The 24,480-nt window shown below is 65.0% G+C and carries 2 protein-coding genes; both read right to left on the bottom strand.

Features of this window, described 5'->3' with window-relative positions; all coding sequences use genetic code 11:
• Positions 1 to 199 precede the first annotated feature (199 nt).
• Positions 200 to 11,527: a non-ribosomal peptide synthetase gene (locus QMK52_RS19100; RefSeq protein WP_320403251.1), complete on the bottom strand. Its 11,328-nt coding sequence runs from the start codon at positions 11,525 to 11,527 to the stop codon at positions 200 to 202.
• Complete coding sequence (locus QMK52_RS19095) at positions 11,524 to 24,441, bottom strand: non-ribosomal peptide synthetase (protein WP_320403250.1); 12,918 nt, start codon at positions 24,439 to 24,441, stop codon at positions 11,524 to 11,526. Before QMK52_RS19095 ends, QMK52_RS19100 begins: the two co-directional genes overlap by 4 nt.
• Positions 24,442 to 24,480 lie beyond the last annotated feature (39 nt).

Raw genomic sequence — 24,480 nt, 5'->3', positions numbered from 1 at the left:
TTCCGGCGAAGTTGGCTCGCCGAAAAGTGTCCACCATGTCCCCGCACACCCGTCAACCATGTGTCCGGTCCGTACAGGCCTTTCCAAAAGTGACCCGCTGTAAGAGCGGAACCATAAGTGGCCGTTACCAAAGAAATGGATATGTACTCCGACAGACCGCAATCGGAAGCAAGCCCCCATTTGGATCGGTGTACAAGCATCAAGACACCACCTCCCCAACCCCAACCCCTTCCAACCACCACTTGGCCAAACCCGAAACATTCGGCACCTTGAGCAAGGTGAAGTGATTACCCCCGCCATACCAAACCTCCAACCCACTCCCCTGCCCCCGCCACCCCTCAACCATCAACCCCTGCTCACGCTGGTTCCCCGCCGCATCCAAGGCCGGATCCTGCGCCAGCACCAGGCGCACCACCCCGTCATACCGCGCCTGCGGCCGATAAACCGTGCGCAACGCCGCCGCATAAGTACGCGCAGGCCCATCCATTGCATCCACGGCAGCACGCGCCGGCAGTAAGCCAACGCCGATCATCCCCATATGCAGCCACTGTCGCTGCGCCACCTCATCGCGCCCGGCGAAGTCCACCGGATCAATCCCCAGCGACTTCCCAGCCGCCAACTGCATCGCCTCGATCAATCGCAACAGCGCCGCCGTCGAGGTATAGGGCTTGCCATCACGCCCCGGCGCCTCACTGTCGATCACTGTCAAAGAGCCCACCTCGCGCCCCATCGCCTGCAAGCGCAGGGCCATTTCCAGCGCGACCCAGCCGCCAAACGAATGCCCGACCAGATGCACCGGCCCGTCCGGGCACTCCTGCTCCAACGCCGTGAGATAACACCGCGCCGCCGCTTCCACCTGGCTATGAGGCACCGCCTCGCCATCCAACCCACGGGGCTGCAGGCCATACAGCGGCCAATCACGTCCCAGCGCGTCGCTCAAGCCCACGAAACCGGTCACGCTGTCACCTGCTCCCGGCACGCAGAACACCGGGGCATAGCCGGCGCGCCCAGTCTGGATGCGCAACAACGGCTGATGGGCCGCGCAACTCACCGGCGTACTCGTCGCCAGCGCCTCGGTCATCGCCCGGCCCAGGCCCTGGATATGCGGCGCCTGCATCATGCTCTGGTGATCCCCAGGCACGTGCACCTGGCGCAGTTGCCCGGGCGCCAAAGCCGTGTCCCAGCCCAACGCCATACTGCGTTGCGACAGTTCGGTGGGACGCTGCTCGGCGCTGAACAAGTGCACCGGAATCGGCAGCGGGAACAGGCTGTAGTGGGCCAGGGCGTGCCCGTGCCCGACTTCGCGCTGAAGAAAACTCAACAGGTCTGCGTCCGACGCCTCCGCCATTTGCGCGTATAGCAAACCTTGATCGCGACAGCGTTGCAGCAGATCCGCAAAGTCCAGCTGTCCAATCCGCGCCTCCAGTTGTTCAAGGCTTGCCAGCTCATTTACACCTCCCTGTGCTTTCCAATAAGCCGTGCATTGCAGCAACAAATGCCGCTTGAATGCATCCGGCCCGCTCCAGCGCGCTTTGCCCTGGTCAGTCAGGCGCGGCACATAGCTGTCGATCAAACCGAGGAAGGCCACGCTTTCATCCAGCCCCAGCAGTTGCATGGCGATTTCATAGGCCAGCACCCCACCAAAAGACCAGCCCGCTACCCGATAGGGACCGTGGGGCTGAATCTCGCGGATCAGCCCGACCATGCGCGCCGCCAGGCCTTCCATGCTGTTCAGGTGGGCCTCGCCCAGCGCCAGCCCCGGCAGGCCGTAGATCGGATAATCACCCGGCAGATGCTGGCCCAGCGCCGGGAAATACACGTCCATGCCGCTGAACTCATGCACCAGAAACAGCGGTGCCTGCGCCCCGCTGCTGCGCACGGTAATCACGCGGGTGTCGGGCAGTACATCATCCCCGCGCTGACGCAGCATCGCCGCGACGCCGGCCACGCTGGCATGTTGGAACAGCTCGGCCAACGACACCGGCAAACCGGCCTCGTCCAGCAGGTTGACCAGGCGAATCGCCAACAACGAATGCCCGCCCAGTTCAAAGAAGCTGTCATGCCGCCCCACTTGTTCGAGTTTCAACACCTCGGCCCAGCGTTGCGCCAACGTCTGCTCCAGGGCGTCGGCCGGCGTTTCGAACGTGCGGCTGGTCGAGGCGTCCCAGGCAGGCACCGGCAAGGCGTTACGGTCGATCTTGCCGTTGGCGGTCAACGGCAATTGCTCCAGCGCGACGTAGGCAGACGGCACCATGTACTCGGGCAAGTGCGCGTGCAGGTAAGCCCGCACCGACTCGACAGCAACGGGTTCGCCCGCCCAGGTGAAATAGGCCACCAGGCGCTTGTGCCCCGGAACCTCTTCACGGGCCAGCACCACGGCATCCTGGATGCCTGCGAACGTCGCCAGTCGCGCCTGGATTTCACCCAGCTCAACACGAAAACCTCGAATCTTCACCTGGTCGTCATTACGCCCGATGCACTCCAGCAGACCGTCGGCCGTCCAGCGCCCGAGATCGCCCGTACGGTAAAGCAAGGCGCCTGGGTTGAACGGGTCCTGCACAAACTTTTCAGCCGTCAGCTCGGGGCGATTCAAATAGCCCAAGGCGACGCCATCGCCGCCAATGCAGATTTCACCGACGATACCCAGCGGTACCGGCTGCTGCTGCGCATCGAGCACATACACTTGGGTGTTGGAGATCGGCCGCCCCACCGGCACGCTGTCGGCATCATCGGCAATCGTGTGCACTTCGCAGGTGGTGGCGTAAGTGGTGGTTTCGGTCGGCCCATAGCAATGCACCAGGCGCAACGCGGGTGCCTGCGCCAACAGCGTGCGGAACGCCGCCGGATCGGCCCGCTCCCCGCCGCACAAAAGGATGCGCAAGCCAGCCAGTGCCTGGGGAATCAACTGCACGTATTGGTTGAACAGCGCGGTGGTGACAAACAGCACCGTCACGCCCTGCAACGCCTGGGCGAAAGCGCTCGGATCGAGCAAGGTGGCGTGGTCAATCACCTGCACCTGGCCGCCATTGAGCAGTGGCCCCCACACGTCCATGGTGCTTGCATCGAACGCTGGGTTCGACGCAAAGGCCACGCGGTCGGCGGCATTGAAATCGGCATAGCCGTTGTTGAGCACCAGGCGCGTAATGCCGCGATGGGGCACCAGCACGCCCTTGGGCTGGCCGGTGGAGCCGGAGGTGTACATGATGTACGCCACGCTGTCCGAGGGTTGCGACAGGTCCGGGTTGTGGCTCGGTTGCGGGGCGAGACCAAGCGTGTCCAGGTCCAGGCGACGCACCCCGCTCTCCATGACGCAATCGCTGCGGGTCAGCAACCAGGCCGCGCCACAGTCTTGCAGCATGAACCCCTGGCGTTCAGCCGGTGCATTCACGTCCAACGGCACATACGCGGCGGCGCATTTGAGGATGGCCAATTGGCTGACCAGCAACTCCAGCGAACGCGGCAGCAGGATCGCCAGGTGATCCCCAGGGCGCACACCCAGGCCGAGCAGGTGATGGGCCAAGCGGTTGGCGCGAGTATTGAGTTCGCCGTAGCTCACCCGCCGCTCGTTGTGCACCAGCGCCACCGCGTCGGGACGCGCCATGGCCTGGGCTTCGAACAGGCGCTGCACCGTGTGCTCACGCGCGAATGTACGGGAGGTGGCGTTGAAGTGCTCAAGCACCTGTTGGCGTTCGCTTTGAGGCAGGATCGGCAAGCGGTTGATGGCGATATCGCGATGACCTTCCAGGGCCTGCACCACCTGCGCCAGCGCGATTTCCAGGTAGTCGCACAAGCGCCGGGCGCCCTGCCCCATGACGGTCAGGCTGAACCCTTCACCGAGGTCATCCACGCTGACCGCCACGCCGTAGTGCGTGTGCTCCTCGGCCTTGAACAACTCGATCCCCTGCCACGCCTCGGCCACGCCACCGGCCTGGGGTGCGCTGTGACGATAGTTGAACAATACGCTGAACAACGGCGTCGCCACCGGCACACCACTGCAACGCTGGGCCAACGCCAGCGGCGCATGTTCATGACTGAGCAACTGAGTCAGGCGCCCATGGGTGGTACGCAGTGCCGTCAGCACTGAGTGCTCCCCCAGGTCGACCCGCAGCGGCAAGGTATTGATAAATACGCCCATGGCCCGCTCGGCGCCTTCGCCGCCTTGCAGGCGGCCGAGCATCACCGTACCGAATACCACCTGCTCGCGGGCGCACACCTTGCCCAGGATGTGGGCCCAGGCCAAATGCATCACGCTGGCCGCACTGACCCCCGCCTGGCGGGCCTGGCTGCGCAGGCGTCGGCTCAACGACAGGTCGAGACCCACGCGTACGTTTTCCACGGCCCCCAGATTGGGCACCTCGGTGGGTTCGTCGACCTCACCGAGCATCTCGCGGAAAAACGTCTCGTGATCCTCAGCGCCCAAACGGGTCTGGGCCACGTAGTTGCGATACGGCACGGGCGCGGCCAGCGTGTCCTGAGTGCCCAGCAGAAACGCCTGCATCTCGTGCTGCAGGATATCCAGGGCAACGTGGTCCATCACCAGGTGATGAAACAGCAACGTCGCGACCACCCGTTGCGATTGCTCGGCGTACACCAGCCGCATCAGTGGCGCCTGGCCAAGGTCCAGGCGTGGCGGCAGCGGCCCGCTCTCAACGCTTAGCCGGGCGTGGCGCCACACCACCTGCACCGGTTCTTCCAGGCCATCCCAATGCAAGGATGAACGCAGGATGTCATGACGCTGGATCACCGCCTGCAATGCGCTGGCGAAGGCCTCCAGGCGTGCGCGACTGTCAAAGGCAAACTGCGCCTGTAACACATAGGCGTCATCACCTTGCACAGCGCGATGCTGATACAGGATGCCGGCCTGCAACGGCGCCAGCGGGTAGATATCCTGCACATTCACCGCACCGCCGGGGATGCTGGCGACGATGCGCTCGATGGCCGCTTGATCCAGGCTGACCAGCGCCAGCATGTCTGGCGTGATGCGCACACAATCGGCCGCAATGCCATTGGCCGGCACCGCCACTTCACGCCCGCCGCCCAAAGCTGCCGCCAGGGCAGCCAAGGTCGGTTGACCAAACAGCACTTTCACGTCCGCCGACAAGCCCAGGCCGCGCATACGCCCGATCAGGCTGACCGCCAGCAACGAGTGGCCGCCCAGTTCGAAGAAGTTGTCGTGCCGGCCCACGCGTTCCACGTTGAGCAACTCGGCCCACAGCGCGGCCAAGGTGATTTCCGTGTCGCCCAGCGGCGCCTCGTACTCGCGCACCACCAACGCCTCAAGGCCCGGTGCCGGCAATGCCTTGCGGTCGAGTTTGCCATTGGGGCTCAGCGGCAGCGCATCCAGGTGCACGAAGCTGGCCGGCACCATGAACTCCGGCAGGTGCAGGAGCAAATGGGCGCGCAGGCTTTCAGTTTCGCTCGGCACGCCGGTGTAGTAAGCGATCAGGCGCTGCTCGCGGGCAATCACGGCGGCTTCCTGCACCGCCGGATGCTCGGTCAGGCGTGCCTGGATTTCGCCCAGCTCGATGCGCAGGCCACGGATCTTGACCTGGTCATCATTGCGCCCCAGGTACTCGATGTTGCCATCCGGCAAGTAGCGCCCGACGTCACCGGTGCGGTACATGCGCCCAGGGGCAAACGGGTCATCGAGGAAACGCTCGGCGGTCAGTTCGGCACGGTTGAGGTAACCCCGTGCGACTTGCACCCCAGCGATAAACAATTCGCCCACCACGCCCAACGGCACAGGCTGCAACTGCCGGTCCAGCACGTACATGCGCGTGTTGGCGATCGGCTTGCCGATGGGGGTGTTGTCGGGCACGTCAAAGTCTGCGCAGTGCCAGGCAGTGACATCCACCGCCGCTTCGGTGGGCCCATAGAGATTATGCAACTGGCTGCCCGGCAACTGTTGCTTGAAGCGGCGTACCAGGCTGCCCGGCAAGGCTTCGCCGCTGCACATCACCCGCACCAGCCCGCCCGCTTGGCTGACGTCACCGTGGGCGAGGAAGACATCGAGCATCGACGGCACGAAGTGCAAGGTCGTGACCCCTTCGGCTGCGATCACCTGGCACAGGTACTCAGGGTCTTTATGCCCATCCGGGCGCGCCATCACCAGGCGTGCGCCGGTGGACAGCGGCCAGAAGAATTCCCACACCGACACATCGAAACTGAACGGGGTTTTCTGCAACACCGTATCGCCTCCCGTGAGCCGGTATTCGTCCTGCATCCACAGCAGGCGGTTCACCACCCCGGGGTGTTCGTTGATCACGCCTTTGGGCTGGCCGGTGGAGCCGGAGGTGTAGATCACATAGGCGGCCACCCCGGCCACCGCTGGGTTGGTGATGGGCTGGTGCTGCCAGGTGGGCTGGTCCAGATCGACCACCGGCACCTCGCCCAGCAGCCCGAGGGTGCTGCCCTGGGCCAGCACCACCGCTGGCGCGCTGTCGTGCAGCATGTAGGCGATACGCTCCAGCGGGTACGCCGGGTCCAGCGGCACATAGGCGGCGCCGGCCTTGAGGATCGCGTACAGGCCAATGACCATGTCCAGGCCACGCTCCACGCAGATCGCCACCCGCGCCTGCGGCTGCACGCCGAGGGCTTGCAGGTGGTGGGCCAGTTGGTTGGCGCGAGCGTTCAGTTCGGCGTAGGTCAGTTGCTGCTCGCCGGCCTTTACCGCCACGGCCTGCGGCGTGCGCAGTACCTGCGCTTCGAACATCCCGTGCAGGGTCTGGTCGAGCGGGTAGTCCACAGTGGTAGCGTTGAAATCCACCAGCAACTGCTTGCGCTCACGCTCATCCACCAGCGGCACATGCGCAAGCACCGCCTGGTCGTTAGCGACCATGGCCTGCAACACGCGGGTGAAGTAGCCGAGGTAACGCCGTATCGTCGATTCATCGAACAGCGCCACGGCATATTCCAGCGCGCCGAGAATACTGCCCTGCACTTCCCCCAGGTTCAGCGACAGGTCGAACTTGGCGAAGTGACTGTTTTCGACAATGCCTTCCAGGGCCAGGTCGCCCAACGCCAGGGTCGGCGCGCTGCTGTCCTGCCAGCTCAGCAGGGTCTGGAACAGCGGGCTATGGGCCAGGCTGCGCGGCGGCCGGGTGATTTCCACCACCTGTTCGAACGGCAAATCCTGATGGGCCTGGGCCGCCAATGTCAGCGCCTTGACCCGAGCCAGCAGGGCCTCGGTGCTCAACTCGCCTGAGGTGTCGATGCGCAGCGCCAGGGTGTTGACGAACAAACCGATCAGCCCTTCCACCTCGGTGCGCGTGCGGTTGGCCACCGGCGTGCCGATCACCAGCTCCGGCTGCCCGGACAAGCGCGCCAGCAACGAAGCCCAGGCGCTCATCAAGGTCATGTACAGGGTGGTGCCATGGCGCTGGCTCAAGGCCTTGAGCCCGGCAGTAAGGCGTTCGTCCAGGCGCACTTCGACGCTGCTGCCGGCGTAGTCCTGCTGCGTCGGGCGCGGGCGGTCGGTGGGCAGGGTCAGCAACGCCGGCGCGCCGGCCAGGGTCTGCTGCCAATAGGTGCTTTGGCGGTGCAACACTTCACCGCTCAGCCACAGGCGTTGCCACACGGCAAAGTCGGCGTACTGGATCGGCAAGGGCGGCAACGGGTCGGATTGGCCGTGGCTGAAGGCTTGGTACAGCGCCATCAGTTCACGGGTCAGCACGCCCATGGACCAGCCATCGGAGACGATGTGGTGCAGGGTCAGCAGCAGCACATGGTGATCGTCGGCCATCACCACCAGGCGGCCGCGCAGCAACGGGCCACGCTCCAGGTCGAAGGGCGCCGAGGCTTCGCCGTGGATCAGCGCGTCCAGCGCCTGTTGCGGTTGCGCGTGGCAACGCAAGTCTTGCACCTGCAGCGGTAACACCTCCTCGGCCGGCACGATCAGCACCTGGGCCTGGTCGCCGTGTTGGGCAAAGCGGCTGCGCAGGGTTTCATGCCGCGCCACGATCCGCGCCAGCGCCCGTTGCAGTGCCTGCACATGCAACTGCCCGCGCAAACGCAGGCCGATAGGAATGTTGTAGGCGGTGTTGGCGCCCTCCATCAGCGCCAGGAACCACAGGCGCTGCTGGGCAAACGACAGCGGCATCTCTTCATCACGATTGGCCGGCAGGATATCCGGCAAGGTGCTGCGCCCGGCCTGGGCCAGCAGTTCGGCGACCGCTGCCAGTTCGGCGTTGGCGAACAGGTCGCCCAACGCCAACTCGACCCCCAGCCGCTGGCGGACCTGGGAGACCATGCGCATCGCCAGCAGCGAGTGCCCGCCCAACTCAAAGAAATGGTCACGCCGCCCGACCCGTTCCACTTGCAACACCTCGGCCCAGATCTGCGCCAGCACGGTTTCGATCTCGCCCTGGGGCGCTGCGTATTCGCGGGTAAACACTGCGGCCATGTCCGGTGCCGGTAGCGCCTTGCGGTCGAGCTTGCCATTGGTGGTCAGCGGCAGCGCGTCGAGCTTCATGAAGGCGACCGGGACCATGTAGTCCGGCAACTGCGCCACCAGGTGAGCGCGGATTTCGCCTACCGTCAGCGCGTCAAGTTGCGGGTTTTCGGTGAAGTAGGCCACCAGCCGATCTTCACGCACCAGCACCACCGCTTCCAGGATGCCAGGCAATTGGTTGAGCCGGGTTTCGATTTCGCCCAGTTCGATGCGCACGCCACGGATTTTGACCTGGTCATCGTTGCGCCCCAGGTAGTCGAGCGTGCCATCGGGCAACCAGCGCACCAGGTCGCCGGTGCGGTACATGCGCCCGGGGTTGAATGGGTCGCGCAGGAAGCGCTCGGCGGTCAGTTCCGGGCGGTTCAGGTAACCTCGCGCCACGCCCTTGCCGCCCACGTACAACTCCCCCGCCACCCCTAGCGGCACCGGGCGCTGGTGTTCGTCGAGCACGTAGACGGTGGCATTGGCGATGGGCTTGCCGATATGCAACGGCTGGCCCGCCTCGACCTTGCCCGACGTGGCGACCACCGTGGCTTCGGTGGGGCCATAGTTGTTGATCAATTCAAAGCGCTGCGCCCGGCCGAACTGGCGCAGGCGATCGCCGCCGACCAGCAGGGTGCGCAATGTCGGGTGCTCGATAGTCTGGCTGAACGCGTACTCGGCCACCGGCGTGGGCAGGAAGCTTACGTCCAAAGGCTGTGCGCACCACCAGGCCAGCAGCGCGTCGATATCTTCAGCACCGTCATGGGCCGGCGGCAGGTGCAGGGTGGCGCCCACACACAGCGCCGGCCAGACTTCCCAGGCCATCGCATCAAAGCCGAAACCGGCAACACTGGCGGTATGCCGCCCGGCGCGCAGGTCAAAAGCGCTGCAATGCCAGTCCACCAGGTTGGCGACGGTGTGGTGCTCCACCATCACACCTTTGGGCAAGCCGGTAGAACCCGAGGTGTAGATCACATACGCGAGGTTCGTCGGGCCGACAGCGACCTTGGGGTTGCTCGCCGAGTGATGCTGCCAGGTGAAGCGATCGAGGTTGATCACCGGCACCTCGATCTCGGGCAAACGAGCCAGCAACGCGTGTTGGGTGAGCACCGCCACCGGGGCGCTGTCGCTGAGCAAGTAGCTCAAACGCTCGGCCGGGTGGGACGGGTCTACCGGCACATAACCGGCCCCCGCCTTGAGGATCGCCAGCAGCCCGGCCAAGGTGTCGAGCCCACGCCGCGCCACAATGGCCACGCGATCATCGGGCCGAACCCCCAGCGCCAGCAGATGATGGGCCAGCAGGTTGGCTTGCTGGTTGAGTTCGGCGTAGGTCAGTTGCCGCCCTTCGTGCACGGCGGCGATGGCGTCCGGCGTGAGCGCAGCCTGGGCTTCGATACGCCCGTGCAAAGTGGTGCCTTGCGGGAACACTGCCTGGGTGGCGTTGAACTGTTGCAACAGCAGGCGCTGTTCGGCGGCGGGCACTACCGAAAGTTGGTCAAGCGCAGTGTGCGGCGCCTGCTCCAGCGCGGTGACCAGGTTTTCCAGCGCGGTGTGCAGGTAGGCGCAGACGCGGTGGGGGTCGACCTGGGTGCTGGCCAGCAAACTCAGGCCGAAGCCTTCGCCCAGGTCGTCCACACTCAGGGTCAACGGGTAGTTGGTGCGTTCCTCGGCGCGCAGTGCGGTAATGCCGTGCCAGGCCGACACTGCCTCGGCACTGGCGGCGGGAGCGCTGTGACGGTAATTGAGCAGCGCACTGAACAGCGGCGTCGGGGCGATCACGCCGCTGCAACGCTGGGCCAATGCCAGGGCCGCGTGCTCATGGCGCAGCAGCGTGGTCAAACGTGCGTGGGTGGCCTTGACCCCGCTGCGTACATCCTGGGCGTCGATATCCACACGAAACGGCAAGGTGTTGATGAAGATCCCCAAGGCGCGGTCAGTCGCATGGCTGCCTTGCATACGCCCCATCAACACGGTGCCGAACACCACCTGCGCCTTGCCGGCCAACACCGCCAGTACCTGGGCCCAGCCCAGATGGAACAGGCTGGCGGCGCTCACCCCCAGTTGCCGGGCCTGCACGCGTATACGCTGCGCCAGCTGCGGCGCCAATGGCAGGCTGACCTCGGCAATGGCGCGAGCATCGCCCTGCACATCCTGCAGCCCGAACGGCAAGGTCGGCTCGACGATATCGCCGAGCATCTGCCGGAAGAAACTTTCATGCTCCTGCTCGCTGATGCCCAGCCGCGCCTGTGCCACGTAGTTGCGAAACGGTACGGCCTGGCCGAGGGCCGCGCCCTGCCCCAACAGACACGCCTGCATTTCATGGCATACCACTTCCAGGGCGCTGTGATCCATCGCCATATGGTGGAACAGCAAGGTAGCGACGATGCGCTGGTGGGTCGGGTCTTCAGCATGTACCAGGCGCAACAACGGTGCCTGGGTCACGTCGAGGCGATAATGACGGGCATCGAACAAGTCATGCAGTTGTGCGGCGATATCGCCGTCGGCCGGGTCGAGCATCAAGGCTTGCACCGGCAGGCGCGCCTGGCGCCACACCACTTGCGAAGGTTGCGCCAGGCCATCCCAGACCACCCCGGTGCGTAAAATGTCGTGGCGGTCCATCACGCTTTGCAGCGCCTGGGCAAACGCCTCGAAGCGCTCCAGGCTGTCAAACGCGAACTGCGACTGCATCACGTAGGGGTCGCCCTGCTCGGCGCTGGCATGGTGAAACAGAATGCCTTCCTGCAATGGCGCCAACGGATAGATGTCCTGGATATTCGCCACACCGCCCTGAACGGTAGCGATAATGCGCTCGATCTCGTCCTGGCTCAGGGTCGAGAGGGTCAGCATGTCGGGGGTGATGCGCTCGGCATTGGCGGGAATGCCATTGGCCGGTACGACCACTTCGCCAACCTTGGCAGCCGAGTACTCACCGGCCTTGATCAGCTCGATCAGCGCCGGTTTGTGCTCGCGCAAGGCGGCCAATATTGCCGGGTCGCTCAAGGCTTGCCGGTTGCCGTTCACCGACAACTGTTCGCCCTTGAGCGCCAGTTGCACGTCCTTGGTTTTCAGGGTTGCCAGCAGCTCGAGGATGTTCACAGGACGATCTCCATTCGTTCGGTCATTGCGGCGTAGCCGGCCAGGGTCGGTTGTTCGAACAACGCCCGCACATCGGCTTCCATGCCTTCCTGGCGCAGGCGCCCGATCAAGCTCACAGCGAGCAGCGAGTGCCCGCCCAGTTCAAAGAAATTGTCATGCCGGCCTACCCGCTCCACCTTGAGCAGCTCGGACCACAACCGGGCCAGCAGGATTTCGGTATCGCCTTGGGGTGCTTCGTACTCACGCACGCTCAGTGCGTCCATACCCGGTGCGGGTAACGCTTTGCGGTCGAGCTTGCCGTTGGGGCTCAGGGGCATGACGGGCAGGTGCACGAACAGCGCGGGCACCATAAAGTCCGGCAGGTGCTGCAACAACTGGGCGCGCAGGCCGTCGATGTCACTTGGCAGGCCAGTGTAATAGGCGACCAGGCGCTCATCACGAACCACCACCACCGCGTCGTTGACCGCCGGATGCTCGATCAGCCGCGCCTGGATTTCCCCCAGCTCGATGCGCAGGCCACGGATTTTCACCTGGTCATCGTTGCGCCCCAGGTATTCGATATTGCCGTCCGGCAAGTAGCGCCCGACGTCACCGGTGCGGTACATCCGGCCAGGCGCAAAAGGGTCATCGAGGAAGCGCTCGGCGGTCAACTGCGCACGGTTCAGATAACCCCGCGCCACTTGCACGCCAGCGATGAACAGCTCACCGACCACGCCCAGGGGCACCGGCTGCAACTGCCCGTCCAGCACGTACATGCGCGTGTTGGCAATCGGCTTGCCGATGGGGGTGTTGTCCGGCACGTCCGGGCGGGCGCAGTTCCAGGCGGTCACGTCCACCGCCGCTTCCGTGGGGCCATACAAGTTGTACAAACCAATGCCCGGCAACTGCTGCTTGAACCGACGCACCAGGCTGCCCGGCAGCGCCTCGCCGCTGCACATCACGCGCACCAACCCGGCCGCCTGGCTCACATCGCCATGGGCCAGGAACACGTCAAGCATCGACGGCACAAAGTGCAGAGTGGTGATGTTTTCTGCCTCGATTACTTCGCACAGGTACTCAGGGTCTTTGTGCCCACCCGGGCGCGCCATCACCAGGCGTGCGCCGGTAAACAGCGGCCAGAAGAACTCCCACACCGACACGTCGAAGCTGAACGGGGTTTTCTGCAAGACCGCGTCATGGGCCTTGAGGCCATAGGCGTCCTGCATCCATAACAGACGGTTGACCACCCCGGCGTGTTCATTGATCACGCCCTTGGGCTGGCCGGTGGAACCGGAGGTGTAGATCACGTAGGCCGTGTGCCGGGCAGTGAGGCCCGCGACCTGCGGGTTGACGCAAGGCTGCTGGTGCCAGGTGCAGTGGTCGAGGTCGATCACGGTCACGTCGCCCAGCAAGGCACGAGTGGCGGCTTGGGCCAGAACCACCACCGGCGCGCTGTCTTGCAGCATGTAGGCGATGCGTTCTTGCGGGTAGGCCGGGTCCAGCGGCACATAACCGCCACCGGCCTTGAGGATGGCGAACAGGCCGATCACCATGTCCAGGCCACGCTCCAGGCAAATGCCAACCCGTGAGTCCGGCTGCACGCCCCTTTCACGCAGGTGATGGGCCAGGCGGTTGGCGTGCTCATTGAGCTGTTGGTAACTCAGTTGCTGTTCGCCCGCCTTTACCGCCACGGCGTGCGGCGTGCGCAGAACCTGGGCCTCGAACATCCCGTGCAGGGTCTGGTCGAGGTTGTAGTTGACCTCGGTGGCGTTGAACCGCACCAGCAGCTGTTGCCGCTCTTCTGGTCCCAGGATCGACAGGCGATTGATCGCCTGCCGGGGTGCCTGCTCAAGGACCTCGACCAGCGCGGACAAGGCGTTGTGCATATAACCGCAGAGCCGTTGCGCATCCACCTGGGCCAAGGCCGTGAACGCGTAACCATCACCCAGGTCATCCACGTTCAGGGTCAACGGGTAATTGGTGCGCCCGTCATTGACCAGGGTCTGCATACCCTCCCACGCCAAGTGCGCATCCGCCGAACGGGTGGCGGCGCCGCGATGGCGATAGTTGAGCATCGAACTGAACAACGGCGCCGGTGCCGCCACGCCGCTGCAACGTTGAGCCAGGGCCAGCGAGGCGTGTTCATGGCCAAGCAATTGCGTGAGTCGCGCATGGGTAGCCCGCACGGCGGCGCGGGCGCCCTGGTCATTGATGTCCAGGCGCAGCGGCAAGGTATTGATAAACACGCCCAGGGCCCGGTCAGCACCCTCGCCACCTTGCAGGCGGCCCACCAGCACGGTACCGAATACCACCGTGTGGCGCGCCGATACCGCGGCCAGCACCTGTGCCCAGGCCAGATGAAACAGGCTGGCGCCGCTGACGCCCAACAGCCGCGCCTGGCTGCGCAGGCGCCGGTTCAGGTGGTTGTCCAGTTGCAGGGTATGTTCTTCAATCGCACTGCCGTCGCCACGTACATCCTGCCAACCGAATGGCAGCGTCGGTTCATCCACATCGCCGAGCATTTGGCGGAAGAAGGCTTCGTGCTCCTGCTCGCTGACACCCAGGCGCGCCTGGGCCACATAGTTGCGATACGGCATCGGCGCGGTGGTTGGCGCGGCGTGGCCGAGCAGGTAACCCTGCATTTCCCGCAGCACCACGTCGAACGCGGTATGGTCCAGGGCGATATGGTGGTAGAGCAACACCGCCACCACGCGTTGGTTGGCCGGGTCCTGGGCATACATCAGGCGGATCAACGGCGCCTGGCTGATATCCAGGCGATGATGCCGCGCATCGAAACGCTCATGCAGGCCGGCAAGCACGTCGCCGTGCAAATGCAGCTCCTGAACGCTCAACGCCGCCTTGCGCCACACCACTTGCAACGGTTGCGCCAGCCCCTCCCACACCACCCCGGTGCGCAGAATGTCATGGCGGTCGATCACCTGTTGCAGCGCCTGCGCGAAAGCTTGCAGACGCTCGACACTGTCAAACGCCAGGTGCGATTGCAGCAGGTACGGGTCGCCCTGCGCGGCCGTGAGGTAGTGGTAGAAAATGCCTTCCTGCAGCGGCGCCAGCGGGTAGATGTCCTGCACGTTGGCGGCGCCGCCTGGCACCTGGGCGACTACCTGATCAATCGCGCACTGGTCGAGGGTCACCAGCGCCAGCATGTCGGGGGTGATACGTTGGCACTCGGCACTGATCCGGTTGGCCGGCACTTGCACCTCGCGACCACTGCCAACAGCAGCGGCCAGCGCGGCCAGGGTGGGCTGGCTGAACAGCACGCGCACGTCGGCGCTGAGGCCAACCTGGCGCATACGCTCGATCAGGCTGACGGCCAGCAATGAATGGCCGCCCAGTTCGAAGAAGTGGTCATGGCGGCCCACCTGCTCCACTTGCAGCACCTCGGCCCAGATACGCGCCAGGGTGGTTTCGACCTCGCCCTGGGGGGCCTGGTACTCGCGGCTGAGCACGGCGGCCTGATCGGGATCGGGCAGTGCCTTGCGGTCCAGCTTGCCGTTGGCGGTCAGGGGCAACACATCGAGGCGCATGTAGGCGACCGGCACCAGCGCATCGGGAAGCTGGGCCTGCAATTGCGCGCGCAAGGTCTCGATGGGGAGTGCGCGTTGCTCGGTGAACCAGGCCAGCAGCCGGCCTTCGCGCACCAGCACCACCGCTTCGCGAATGCCGTCCAGGGCGGCCAGGCGGCTTTCGATTTCGCCCAGCTCAACCCGCACGCCACGCAGTTTGACCTGGTCATCATTGCGGCCCAGGTACTCCAGATTGCCGTCGGGCAGCCAGCGCACCAGGTCGCCGGTGCGGTACATGCGCCCCGGGCTGAACGGGTTTTGCAGGAAGCGTTCGGCAGTCAAGTCCGGGCGATTCAAGTAACCCCGTGCCACACCGCTGCCGCCTACATACAGCTCACCGGCCACACCGACCGGCACCGGGCGCAACTGCGCATCCAGCACATAGCTGCCGGCATTGGCGATGGGTCGACCAATATGCAACGCCTGCCCGGCCCGCACGCGACCGGAGGTGGCAACCACCGTGGCCTCGGTGGGGCCATAGTTGTTGATCACGGCAAAGCGCCGTTCCTGGGTGAACTGGCGCAGGCGATCGCCGCCAATCAGCAGGATGCGCAAGGTGGGGTGTTGCAGGTGTTGGCTGAACGCGTACTCAGCTACCGGCGTGGGCAAAAAGCTCACGTCCAGCGGCTGCGCCCGCCACCAGGCCAGCAATTCATCGATGTTTTCATTGCCCAGTTCGGCGGGCGGCAGGTGCAGGGTCGCACCGACGCACAAGGCCGGCCAGACTTCCCAGGCCATCGCGTCAAAACCAAACCCGGCCACACTGCTGGTGTGACTCGCAGCGGCCAGGCCAAAGGCTTCAGAGTGCCAATGCACGAGGTTTTCCACGTTGTGGTGTTCCACCATCACGCCTTTGGGCTGGCCGGTAGAGCCTGAGGTGTAAATGACGTAGGCCAGGTGCGCGGGCGTCAGTGCGGGCAACTGTGGATTGTTGACGGGCAGGTGCTGCCAGACGGGGTCATGCAAGTCGAGCAGCGTGACCGTGCCCAGCAGGTCACGGGTACTGGCCTCAGCGAGTACTGCCACCGGGGCGCTGTCGCGCAACAAATAAGCGATGCGTTCGGCGGGATACGCCGGGTCAATCGGCACATAGCCGGCGCCGGCCTTGAGAATGCCCAATAGCCCCACCAGCATCTGCGGGCCACGACGGCAGCACAGCGCCACGCGGTCATCCGGCCACACGCCGAGTGCCAACAGGTGATGGGCCAGTTGGTTGGCACGCTGATTGAGCTGCTGATAGGTCAGCGCCTCGCCGCCCTGCTGCACGGCAATAGCGTGGGGTTGGCGCTCAGCCTGTACCTCAAATGCGCCGTGCACGGTGTGGCCACGGGGGAAATCCTGGGCCGTGGCATTGAATTCGCGCAGCAGGGTTTCACACTCCGCCGCGGGCAGGATCGGCAGGCGATTGAGTGCCGTGTCCGGCGTGCACTCCAAGGCTGTGAGCAACTGCGCCACAGCGTTGTGCATGTAGTCGCACAGGCGTTGCGCGCCGATCTGCGGCACCGCCAGCACGCTCAGCCCGAAGCCGTCACCCAGGTCATCCACGCTCAGGGTCAACGGGTAATTGCTGCGTTCCTCACCGCCCAGCAGTTGCACGCCCTCCCAGATGCCGTGGCCGTCGCGGGCCATCTCGGCGGGGTTGCTGTGACGGTAATTGAGCAAGGCACTGAACAATGGCGTGCTGGTCGGCACACCGCTGCAACGCTGAGCCAGGGCCAGCGAGGCATGTTCATGCCCGAGCAAGGCGCTCAGGCGTGCATGGGTGGCCTTGACCGCCGCTGACGCCCCGGCGGCAACATCGACCCGCAGCGGCAAGGTGTTGATAAACATCCCCAGCGCGCGGTCTGCACCTTCACCGGCTTGCATACGGCCCATCAGCACCGTGCCGAACACCACGTCATCGCGGCCCGACACCAGCCCCACCACCTGGGCCCAGGCCAGGTGCATCAGGCTCGCGGCGCTCACACCCAGCTGTCGCGCCTGCTGGCGGACCCGCTGCGCCAGCGCGGCGTCCAATGGCAGCCCGGCCTCCTCGATGGCACGGCCATCGCCCTGCACATCCTGCAAACCAAACGGCAAGGTTGGTTCATCCACATCGGCGAGCATGTCGCGAAAGAACTGCTCATGCTCGGCCACACTGACACCCAGGCGCGCCTGGGCCACATAGTTGCGAAATGGCGCGGCAGCGGGCAAGTCCTGGGCCTGGTTGAACATGAAGGCGCGCATTTCCTGGCCAACCACCTCCATGGCTGTGTGGTCCAGCGCCAGGTGGTGAAACAGCAGGATCGCCGCAACACGGTTGTGCGCCGGGTCCTGGGCATAGACCATGCGCAGCAACGGCGCCTGGGTGATGTCCAGCCGATAGTGCCGGGCATCGAAGCGGGCGTGCAGTTGCTCGATGATGCCGCCGTCGGCCGGGTCCAGATGAACCTCCTGCACCCCCAGTTGCGCCTGGCGCCACACCACTTGCAGCGGGCTGTCCAGGCCCTCCCAGACCACGCCCGTGCGCAGGATATCGTGGCGGGCAACCACCTGTTGCAGCGCCGCCATGAACCCGTGCAAGCGGTCGAGATTGTCGAACGCCATGCGCGATTGCAGCAGGTACGGGTCGCCCTGTTCGGCGCTGAGATGGTGGTAGAGAATGCCTTCCTGCAACGGCGCCAGCGGGTAGATGTCCTGCACATTCGCCGCGCCACCCGGCACGCTGGCGACGATACGCTCGATGGCATCCGGAGTAAGCTGCACCAGGCTCAGCATGGACGGTGTGATCTGTGTGCAACCGGCCGGGATGCCATTGGCCGGCACCACGATTTCGCGACCACTGCCCACCGCCGCCGCCAACGCTGCCAGGCTCGGCTGGTTGAACAGCACCCGCACATCGGCGCTCAGGCCGACTTGGCGCATGCGCTCGATCAGGCTCACCGCAAGCAGCGAATGCCCGCCCAACTCGAAGAAATGATCGTGACGCCCGACGCGTTCGAGCTTGAGCACGTCCTGCCAGATCTGCGCCAGCAAGGTTTCCACCTCGCCTTGCGGGGCTTCGTAGCCACGACTGAGCAAGGCCGACGGGTCCGGTGCCGGCAAGGCTTTGCGGTCGAGCTTGCCATTGTTGGTCAGGGGCAGACTGGCCAGCGGCATATAGGCCGACGGCAGCATATAGTCCGGCAACTGCCCTTGCAGGTGGGCGTGGACCAGCTCAATGCCCAGGTCTGCCGCGGCCCAGGTGAAGTAGGCGACCAGGCGTTTTTCACCCGGCATATCTTCCCTGGCCAGCACGGCGACATCCTGGATGCCCGGGCAGCTGGCCAGGCGTGCCTCGATCTCACCCAGCTCGATACGAAAGCCACGGATTTTCACCTGGTCGTCGTTGCGACCCAGGCATTCGAGCAAGCCGTCTTGCGTCCAGCGCCCGAGGTCGCCGGTGCGGTACAGCAAGGCGCCCGGGTTGAAGGGGTCCTGCACAAACTTTTCAGCCGTCAGCTCGGGGCGGTTCAAATAGCCCAGGGCGACGCCATCGCCGCCGATGCAGATTTCACCGGTGATGCCCAGCGGCACTGGTTGCAACTGTGCATCGAGCACATAGATCTGTGTATTGGAAATGGGCCGCCCCACCGGCACGCTGTCGGTATCCGTACCGACCTCGCGCACTTCATGGGTGGTGGCGTAGGTGGTGGTTTCGGTCGGCCCGTAGCAATGCACCAGGCGCAGCGCCGGCGCACGCGCCAACAGGCTGCGAAATGCCGCCGGATCAGCACGCTCACCGCCGCACAGCAGGATGCGCAAACCGGCCAACGCCTCGGGGATCAATTGCACGTACTGGTTGAACAGTGCGGTGGTCACGAACAACACCGTCGCGCCCTTAAGCTCGGCGCCGAACGCCAACGGGTCGAGCAAGGTGGCATGGTCGATCACCTGCACTTGCCCGCCGTTGAGCAATGCGCCCCACACATCCATGGTGCTCGCATCGAACGCCGGGTTGGAGGCGAAGGCCACGCGGTCGCTGGCATTGAAGTCGGCATAGCCATTATTGATGACCAGGCGCGTGATGCCGCGATGGGGCACCAGCACGCCCTTGGGCTGGCCGGTGGAGCCGGAGGTGTACATGATGTACGCCACGTCTTGCGCAGACCGAGCCAGCCCCGGGTTGTCCGCCGGCAGGTCGGCCAGGTCCAGTTCGGCAAGATTGTCCAGCACCTGGCGGGCGCCGCTGTCCTGCACCATGAAGGTTCGACGTTCGAGCGGCGCGTTGACGTCCAGCGGTACGTACACCGCCGCACACTTGAGCACCGCCAACTGGCTGACGACCAGGTCGATGGAGCGCGGCAGCGCCAGGGCCACCGCCTCACCTGGCCGCACGCCACGGCCAATCAAATGATGGGCCAGGCGATTGGCGCGGCGATTGAGGTCACGGTAGCTCAGCGACAGCAGGCCATGCACCACCGCGACCGCTTCAGGCCGGGCCAGTGCCTGGGCTTCGAACAGTTGCGCAACGGTGAGCTGCGACGGGTATTCCCGGGCGCTGGCATTGAAGTCTTCAAGCAATAAGCGCCGCTCGGCGGGCGGCACAATCGACACCTTGTGCATGGCGGTGGTGGGCGCGTGTTGCAGCGCGCTCACCACATGGCGCAACGCGGTGAGCATGTACTCACCCACGCGTTGCACATCCAGGTGGGCGACACCCTGTACCGTCAGGGCAAACCCCGTGCCCAGGTCATCGACGTTGAGTACCAGCGGGTAGTTGCTGCGCTCTTCGGAGCTGAGGATCTGGATACCGAACGCGGCAAAGGGGTTGTCCCCCGGTGCTTCATCGGGTGCGCTATGCCGGTAGTTGAGCAAGGTGCTGAACAACGGCAACGAACCCGGCACGCCGCTGCAGCGCTGGGCCAGGGACAGCGCGGCGTGTTCATGCGCGAGCAACTGCGCCAGGCGCGCATGGGTGGCGCGCACGCCGGCTTGCACGCCGACGCTGCCGAGGCTGACCCGCAGCGGCAAGGTATTGATGAACATCCCCAGCGCGCGGTCAGCGCCCTCGCCGCCCTGCATACGCCCCAGCAAGACCGTCCCGAACACCACGTCCTGCTGGCCCGACACCTGGCCCAGCACCTGGGCCCATGCCAGATGCACCAGGCTCGCCGTGCTGACGCCCAGCTGCCGCGCCTGTTCGCGCAGGGCCAGGCTGAGGGCCGGTTCCAGCGGCAGATGGGCCTCATGGATGCCGCTGCCGTCGCCGTTCACATCCTGCAAGCCGAAGGCTAGGGTTGGCTCGTCGATATCGCCGAGCATCTGGCTGAAGAAGGCTTCGTGCTGCGCCTGGCTCAGGCCCAGCCGCGCCTGGGCCACGTAGTTGCGGTACTGCACCGCATCAGGCAGTTGCACGCAGTTGCCGTGCAGGCTGGCGCTCATTTCTTCGACCAGCACTTGCAGCGCCGTGTGGTCGAGCAGGATATGGTGCAGCAGCAGGATGCCGACCAAGCCTTCCGCCTCTTCAGCGTAGGCCAGGCGCATCAGCGAAGCGCGAGACAGGTCCAGGCGGTAGTGGCGAGGGTCGAAACGCTGTTGCAACTGCGCCAGGGCATCGGCGCCCTGGGTGTCCAAGCGCTCAACGGCCAGCGGCGCCTGGCGCAACACCACTTGCACCGGTTCCTCCAGGCCCTCCCAGAGAATCGCAGTGCGCAGGATATCGTTGCGTTCGATGACACTGTGCAGCGCCTGAATAAAGCCATCCACCGCGCCCTGGTCGTTAAAGCGCAACTGCACCTGCAACACGTAGGGGTCGCCCTCGCTGGTTGCCAGGTGGTGGTAGAGAATACCGGCCTGCAACGGCGCGAGAGCGTAGATATCCTGCACGTTGGCCACGCCACCGGGCACGGCCTGAAGGATGTGATCGATGGCGGCCTGGTCCAGGTTGACCAAGGGCAGCATGTCCGGCGTGATGTGCTCACTGTGTTCCTGGATCAGATTGGCCGGGACCTGCACCTCATGGTGCCCGCCCACCGCCGCCGCGAGGGCTGCCAGGGTCGGCTGGCCGAACAGCACGCGTACATCGGCACTCAGCTCTACCTGGCGCATGCGTTCGATCAGCTTGACCGCCAGCAGCGAATGCCCGCCCAACTCGAAGAAGTTGTCGTCACGCCCCACCCGGTCGAGCTTGAGCAGGTCCTGCCAGATCATCGCAATGGCGTTTTCCACCGCACCTTGGGGCGCGGCATAACTGCGCCGGGCCAACGCCTCGGCATCGGGTGCCGGCAAGGCTTTGCGGTCGAGCTTGCCGTTGGTGGTCAGGGGGAACGCCTCCAGGCGCACGAAGGCGCTGGGCACCATATGTTCGGCAAGGCTCTGCAGCAAGTGATCGCGCAAGGCGGCAACGCTGGGCTCACCCTCGGTGATCACGTAGGCCACCAGGCGCTTGTCACCCGGCTCATCCTCACGGGCGATCACCACCGCATCGCGCACGCCGTGGGCGGTTGCCAGGTGCGCCTGGATTTCGCCCAGCTCGATACGGAAACCGCGGATCTTGACCTGGTCATCGTTACGCCCCAGGTACTCGACACTGCCGTCGGCCAGCAGGCGGCCGAGGTCACCGGTCTTGTACATGCGCAGGCCGGTGGCTGGGTCCGCGAGGAAGCGTTCGGCGTTGAGTGCCTCGCGGTTCAGGTAACCGCGCGCCACCCCGGAGCCGCCCACGTACAGCTCGCCCACCACACCGTATGGCAACGGCTCGTGTTGTTCATCCAACACATACAACTGCAAGTCGGGGATGCGTACGCCAATCGGGCTGACGCCCACCAGTTGGGCATCCGCCGCCTCCAGCGCACGATAGGTCACGTGCACGGTGGTTTCGGTAATACCGTACATGTTTACCAGCTGCGTACCGGCATTCACCGCCCGCGCATACCATGGCTTGAGCATGGCCGGTTCAAGGGCCTCACCGCCAAAGATCACCTGCCGCAACGAATGCGCCTGGGTGCTGTGGCCCTGGGCCGCGATCAACTGGCGGAACGCACTCGGCGTCTGGTTGAGGATGCTCACTTCGGCTTCGCAGAGCAGCGTGTAGCACTCATCCGGCGAGCGGCTGACCAGTTGCGGCACGATCAGCAACTGGCCGCCGTGCATCAGCGCGCCCCAGATTTCCCACACAGAAAAATCGAATGCGAAGGAGTGGAACAGTGCCCATACATCGTGCGGGTTGAACCCGAACCAGTGTTGAGTGGCACTGAACAGGCGCGCCACCTGACGATGCTCGATCATCACCCCCTTGGGTTGGCCGGTGGAGCCGGAGGTGTAAATCACATAGGCCAGATTGGCCGGGCTCAGGTGCAGCCGTGGATCGGTGATGGGCAACTGGCCCAGGCTGTCGAGGTCAAGCTGCGCCAGTTCGCCTACCCGGTGACGAGTGCCGGCCTGCACCAGCACAACCACCGGTTGACTGTCGGCCAGGGTGTAGGCAATGCGTTCCTGCGGGTAAGCCGGGTCTATCGGCACGTAGCCGGCACCGGCCTTGAGGATACCGAGCAGGCCGATGATCATCTGCGGGCCGCGCTCCACGCAGATCGCCACGCGGCTGTCAGGCTCCACGCCCTGGGCCAGCAGTGCATGGGCGACCTGGTTGGCGCGCTCGTTGAGTTGACGATAGGTGAGACGCTGCTGCTCAAAGCGCACGGCAATGGCTTCAGGCTGGGCGGCGGCGTGGGTTTCGACTTGCTGGTGGATCAACGCGGTATCGGCGTAGTGCGTGGGGCTGTGGTTCAAGGTATGCAGCAGGGCGTGGCGTTCAGCGTCGGGCAGGATGTTCAGGCCGCAGAGCGGCCTGTCCGGTCGCTGCTCAAGGGCGTCGGCCAGGCTTTGCAGCGCGGTGTGCAGATAGCCGGCAACCCGCAGTGCACCGATGGTCGCATCCACCATCACCGTCAGCGCGAAGTCTTGCCCCAGGTCGTCAACGTTGACCGTCAGCGGGTAGTTGGTGCGCTCTTCGGCGCCCAGGACCTGGATGCCTTCGGCAACCTCGATCACGGCGGCCATGTCGGTGGCCGCACTATGGCGATAGTTGAGGATCGCGCTGAACAACGGTGTGGGTGCTGCCACCCCGCTGCAGCGCTGGGCCAGTGCCAGGGACGCATGTTCGTGATCGAGCAGGCGCGTAAGACGCTCGTGGGTGACTTGCACCGCAGCGCGCACGCTTTGCGCGCCAACATCAACCCGCAACGGCAAGGTGTTGATGAACATGCCCAAGGCCCGCTCACCGCCCTCGCCTGCGCCCATGCGCCCGAGCATCACGGTGCCGAACACCACCGCCTCGCGACCGGAAACCACGCCCAACACCCGCGCCAACGCCAGGTGCATCAGGCTCGCCACACTCACCCCCAACGGCCGCGCCACACTGCGCAGGCGACGACCAAGGGCGCTATCGACGGGAATGCGCGCTTCATCAATGCCCTGACCATCGCCCTGCACATCTTGCAGGCCGAACGGCAGCGTCGGTTCATCGATATCGGCGAGCATGTCGCGAAAGAACGCCTCATGGGCCTGTTCGCTCACACCCTGGCGCACTTGGGCGATGTAGCTGCGAAACGCCACCGGCGTGCCCGCTTGCGCGTGCTCACCGGCCAAGTACAGCTGGATTTCATGGCGCACCACATCCAGTGCGGTGTGATCGAGAATGGTGTGGTGGAACAACAGCATCGCCACCACACGCTGGTTGGCCGGGTCCTCGGCGAACACCAGACGCAGCAGCGGCGCCTGGCCAAGGTCCATGCGATAGGCACGGGCGTCATAGCGCGCGAGCAATTGAGCGAGACGGTCGCCGCCATCAAAATGCGCTTCTTCACACGCCAGCTGCGCCTTGCGCCACACCACTTGCAGCGGCTCGTCGAGGCGCTCCCACACCATGCAGGTGCGCAGGATATCGTGGCGGTCAATCACCCATTGCAGCGCCTCGGCAAAGGCTTGCAGGCGTGCACGGCTGTCGAACACAAACTGCGCGTGCAGCACGTAGGGGTCGCCCTGCGCGGCAGAAAGATGGTGGTAAAGCATGCCTTCCTGGAGCGGCGCCAGGGGGTAGATATCTTGCACATTCGCCGCGCCGCCGGGGATGGACGCGACGATGCGGTCGATGGCCGGCTGGTCGAGGTTGACCAGCGCCAGCATGTCCGGGGTGATGCGATAAGCCGGGCTCAGCCAGTCACCGCCATGCTCGGCGACCAGGGCCAGCAACTGGGGTTTATGCGCGATCAATTGATCCCAGAGCGCGTCATCCAACGCCTCGTCATCGCCCAGGACGATCAGGTCGCCTTCTTCAGTTTGCAGACGGATCGCATGGGTGGAGATCGCTGCCAGTAAGTCGCTGAACTGCATGGGGTAACCTGCCTGATAAGTCACGGTTTAAGAGAATGT

Origin of the sequence: Pseudomonas sp. P9_2 (assembly GCF_034008255.1) — a bacterium.
GTDB lineage: Bacteria > Pseudomonadota > Gammaproteobacteria > Pseudomonadales > Pseudomonadaceae > Aquipseudomonas > Aquipseudomonas synxantha_A.
The sequence above is the reverse complement of the archived record's forward strand: the minus strand, read 5'-3'. Positions and strand labels throughout refer to the sequence as shown.

Coding starts and splice junctions, on each gene's coding strand:
- QMK52_RS19095 (WP_320403250.1), bottom strand. CDS start 24,441: ATGCAGTTCAGCGACTTACTGGCAGCGATCTCCACCCATGCGATCCGT.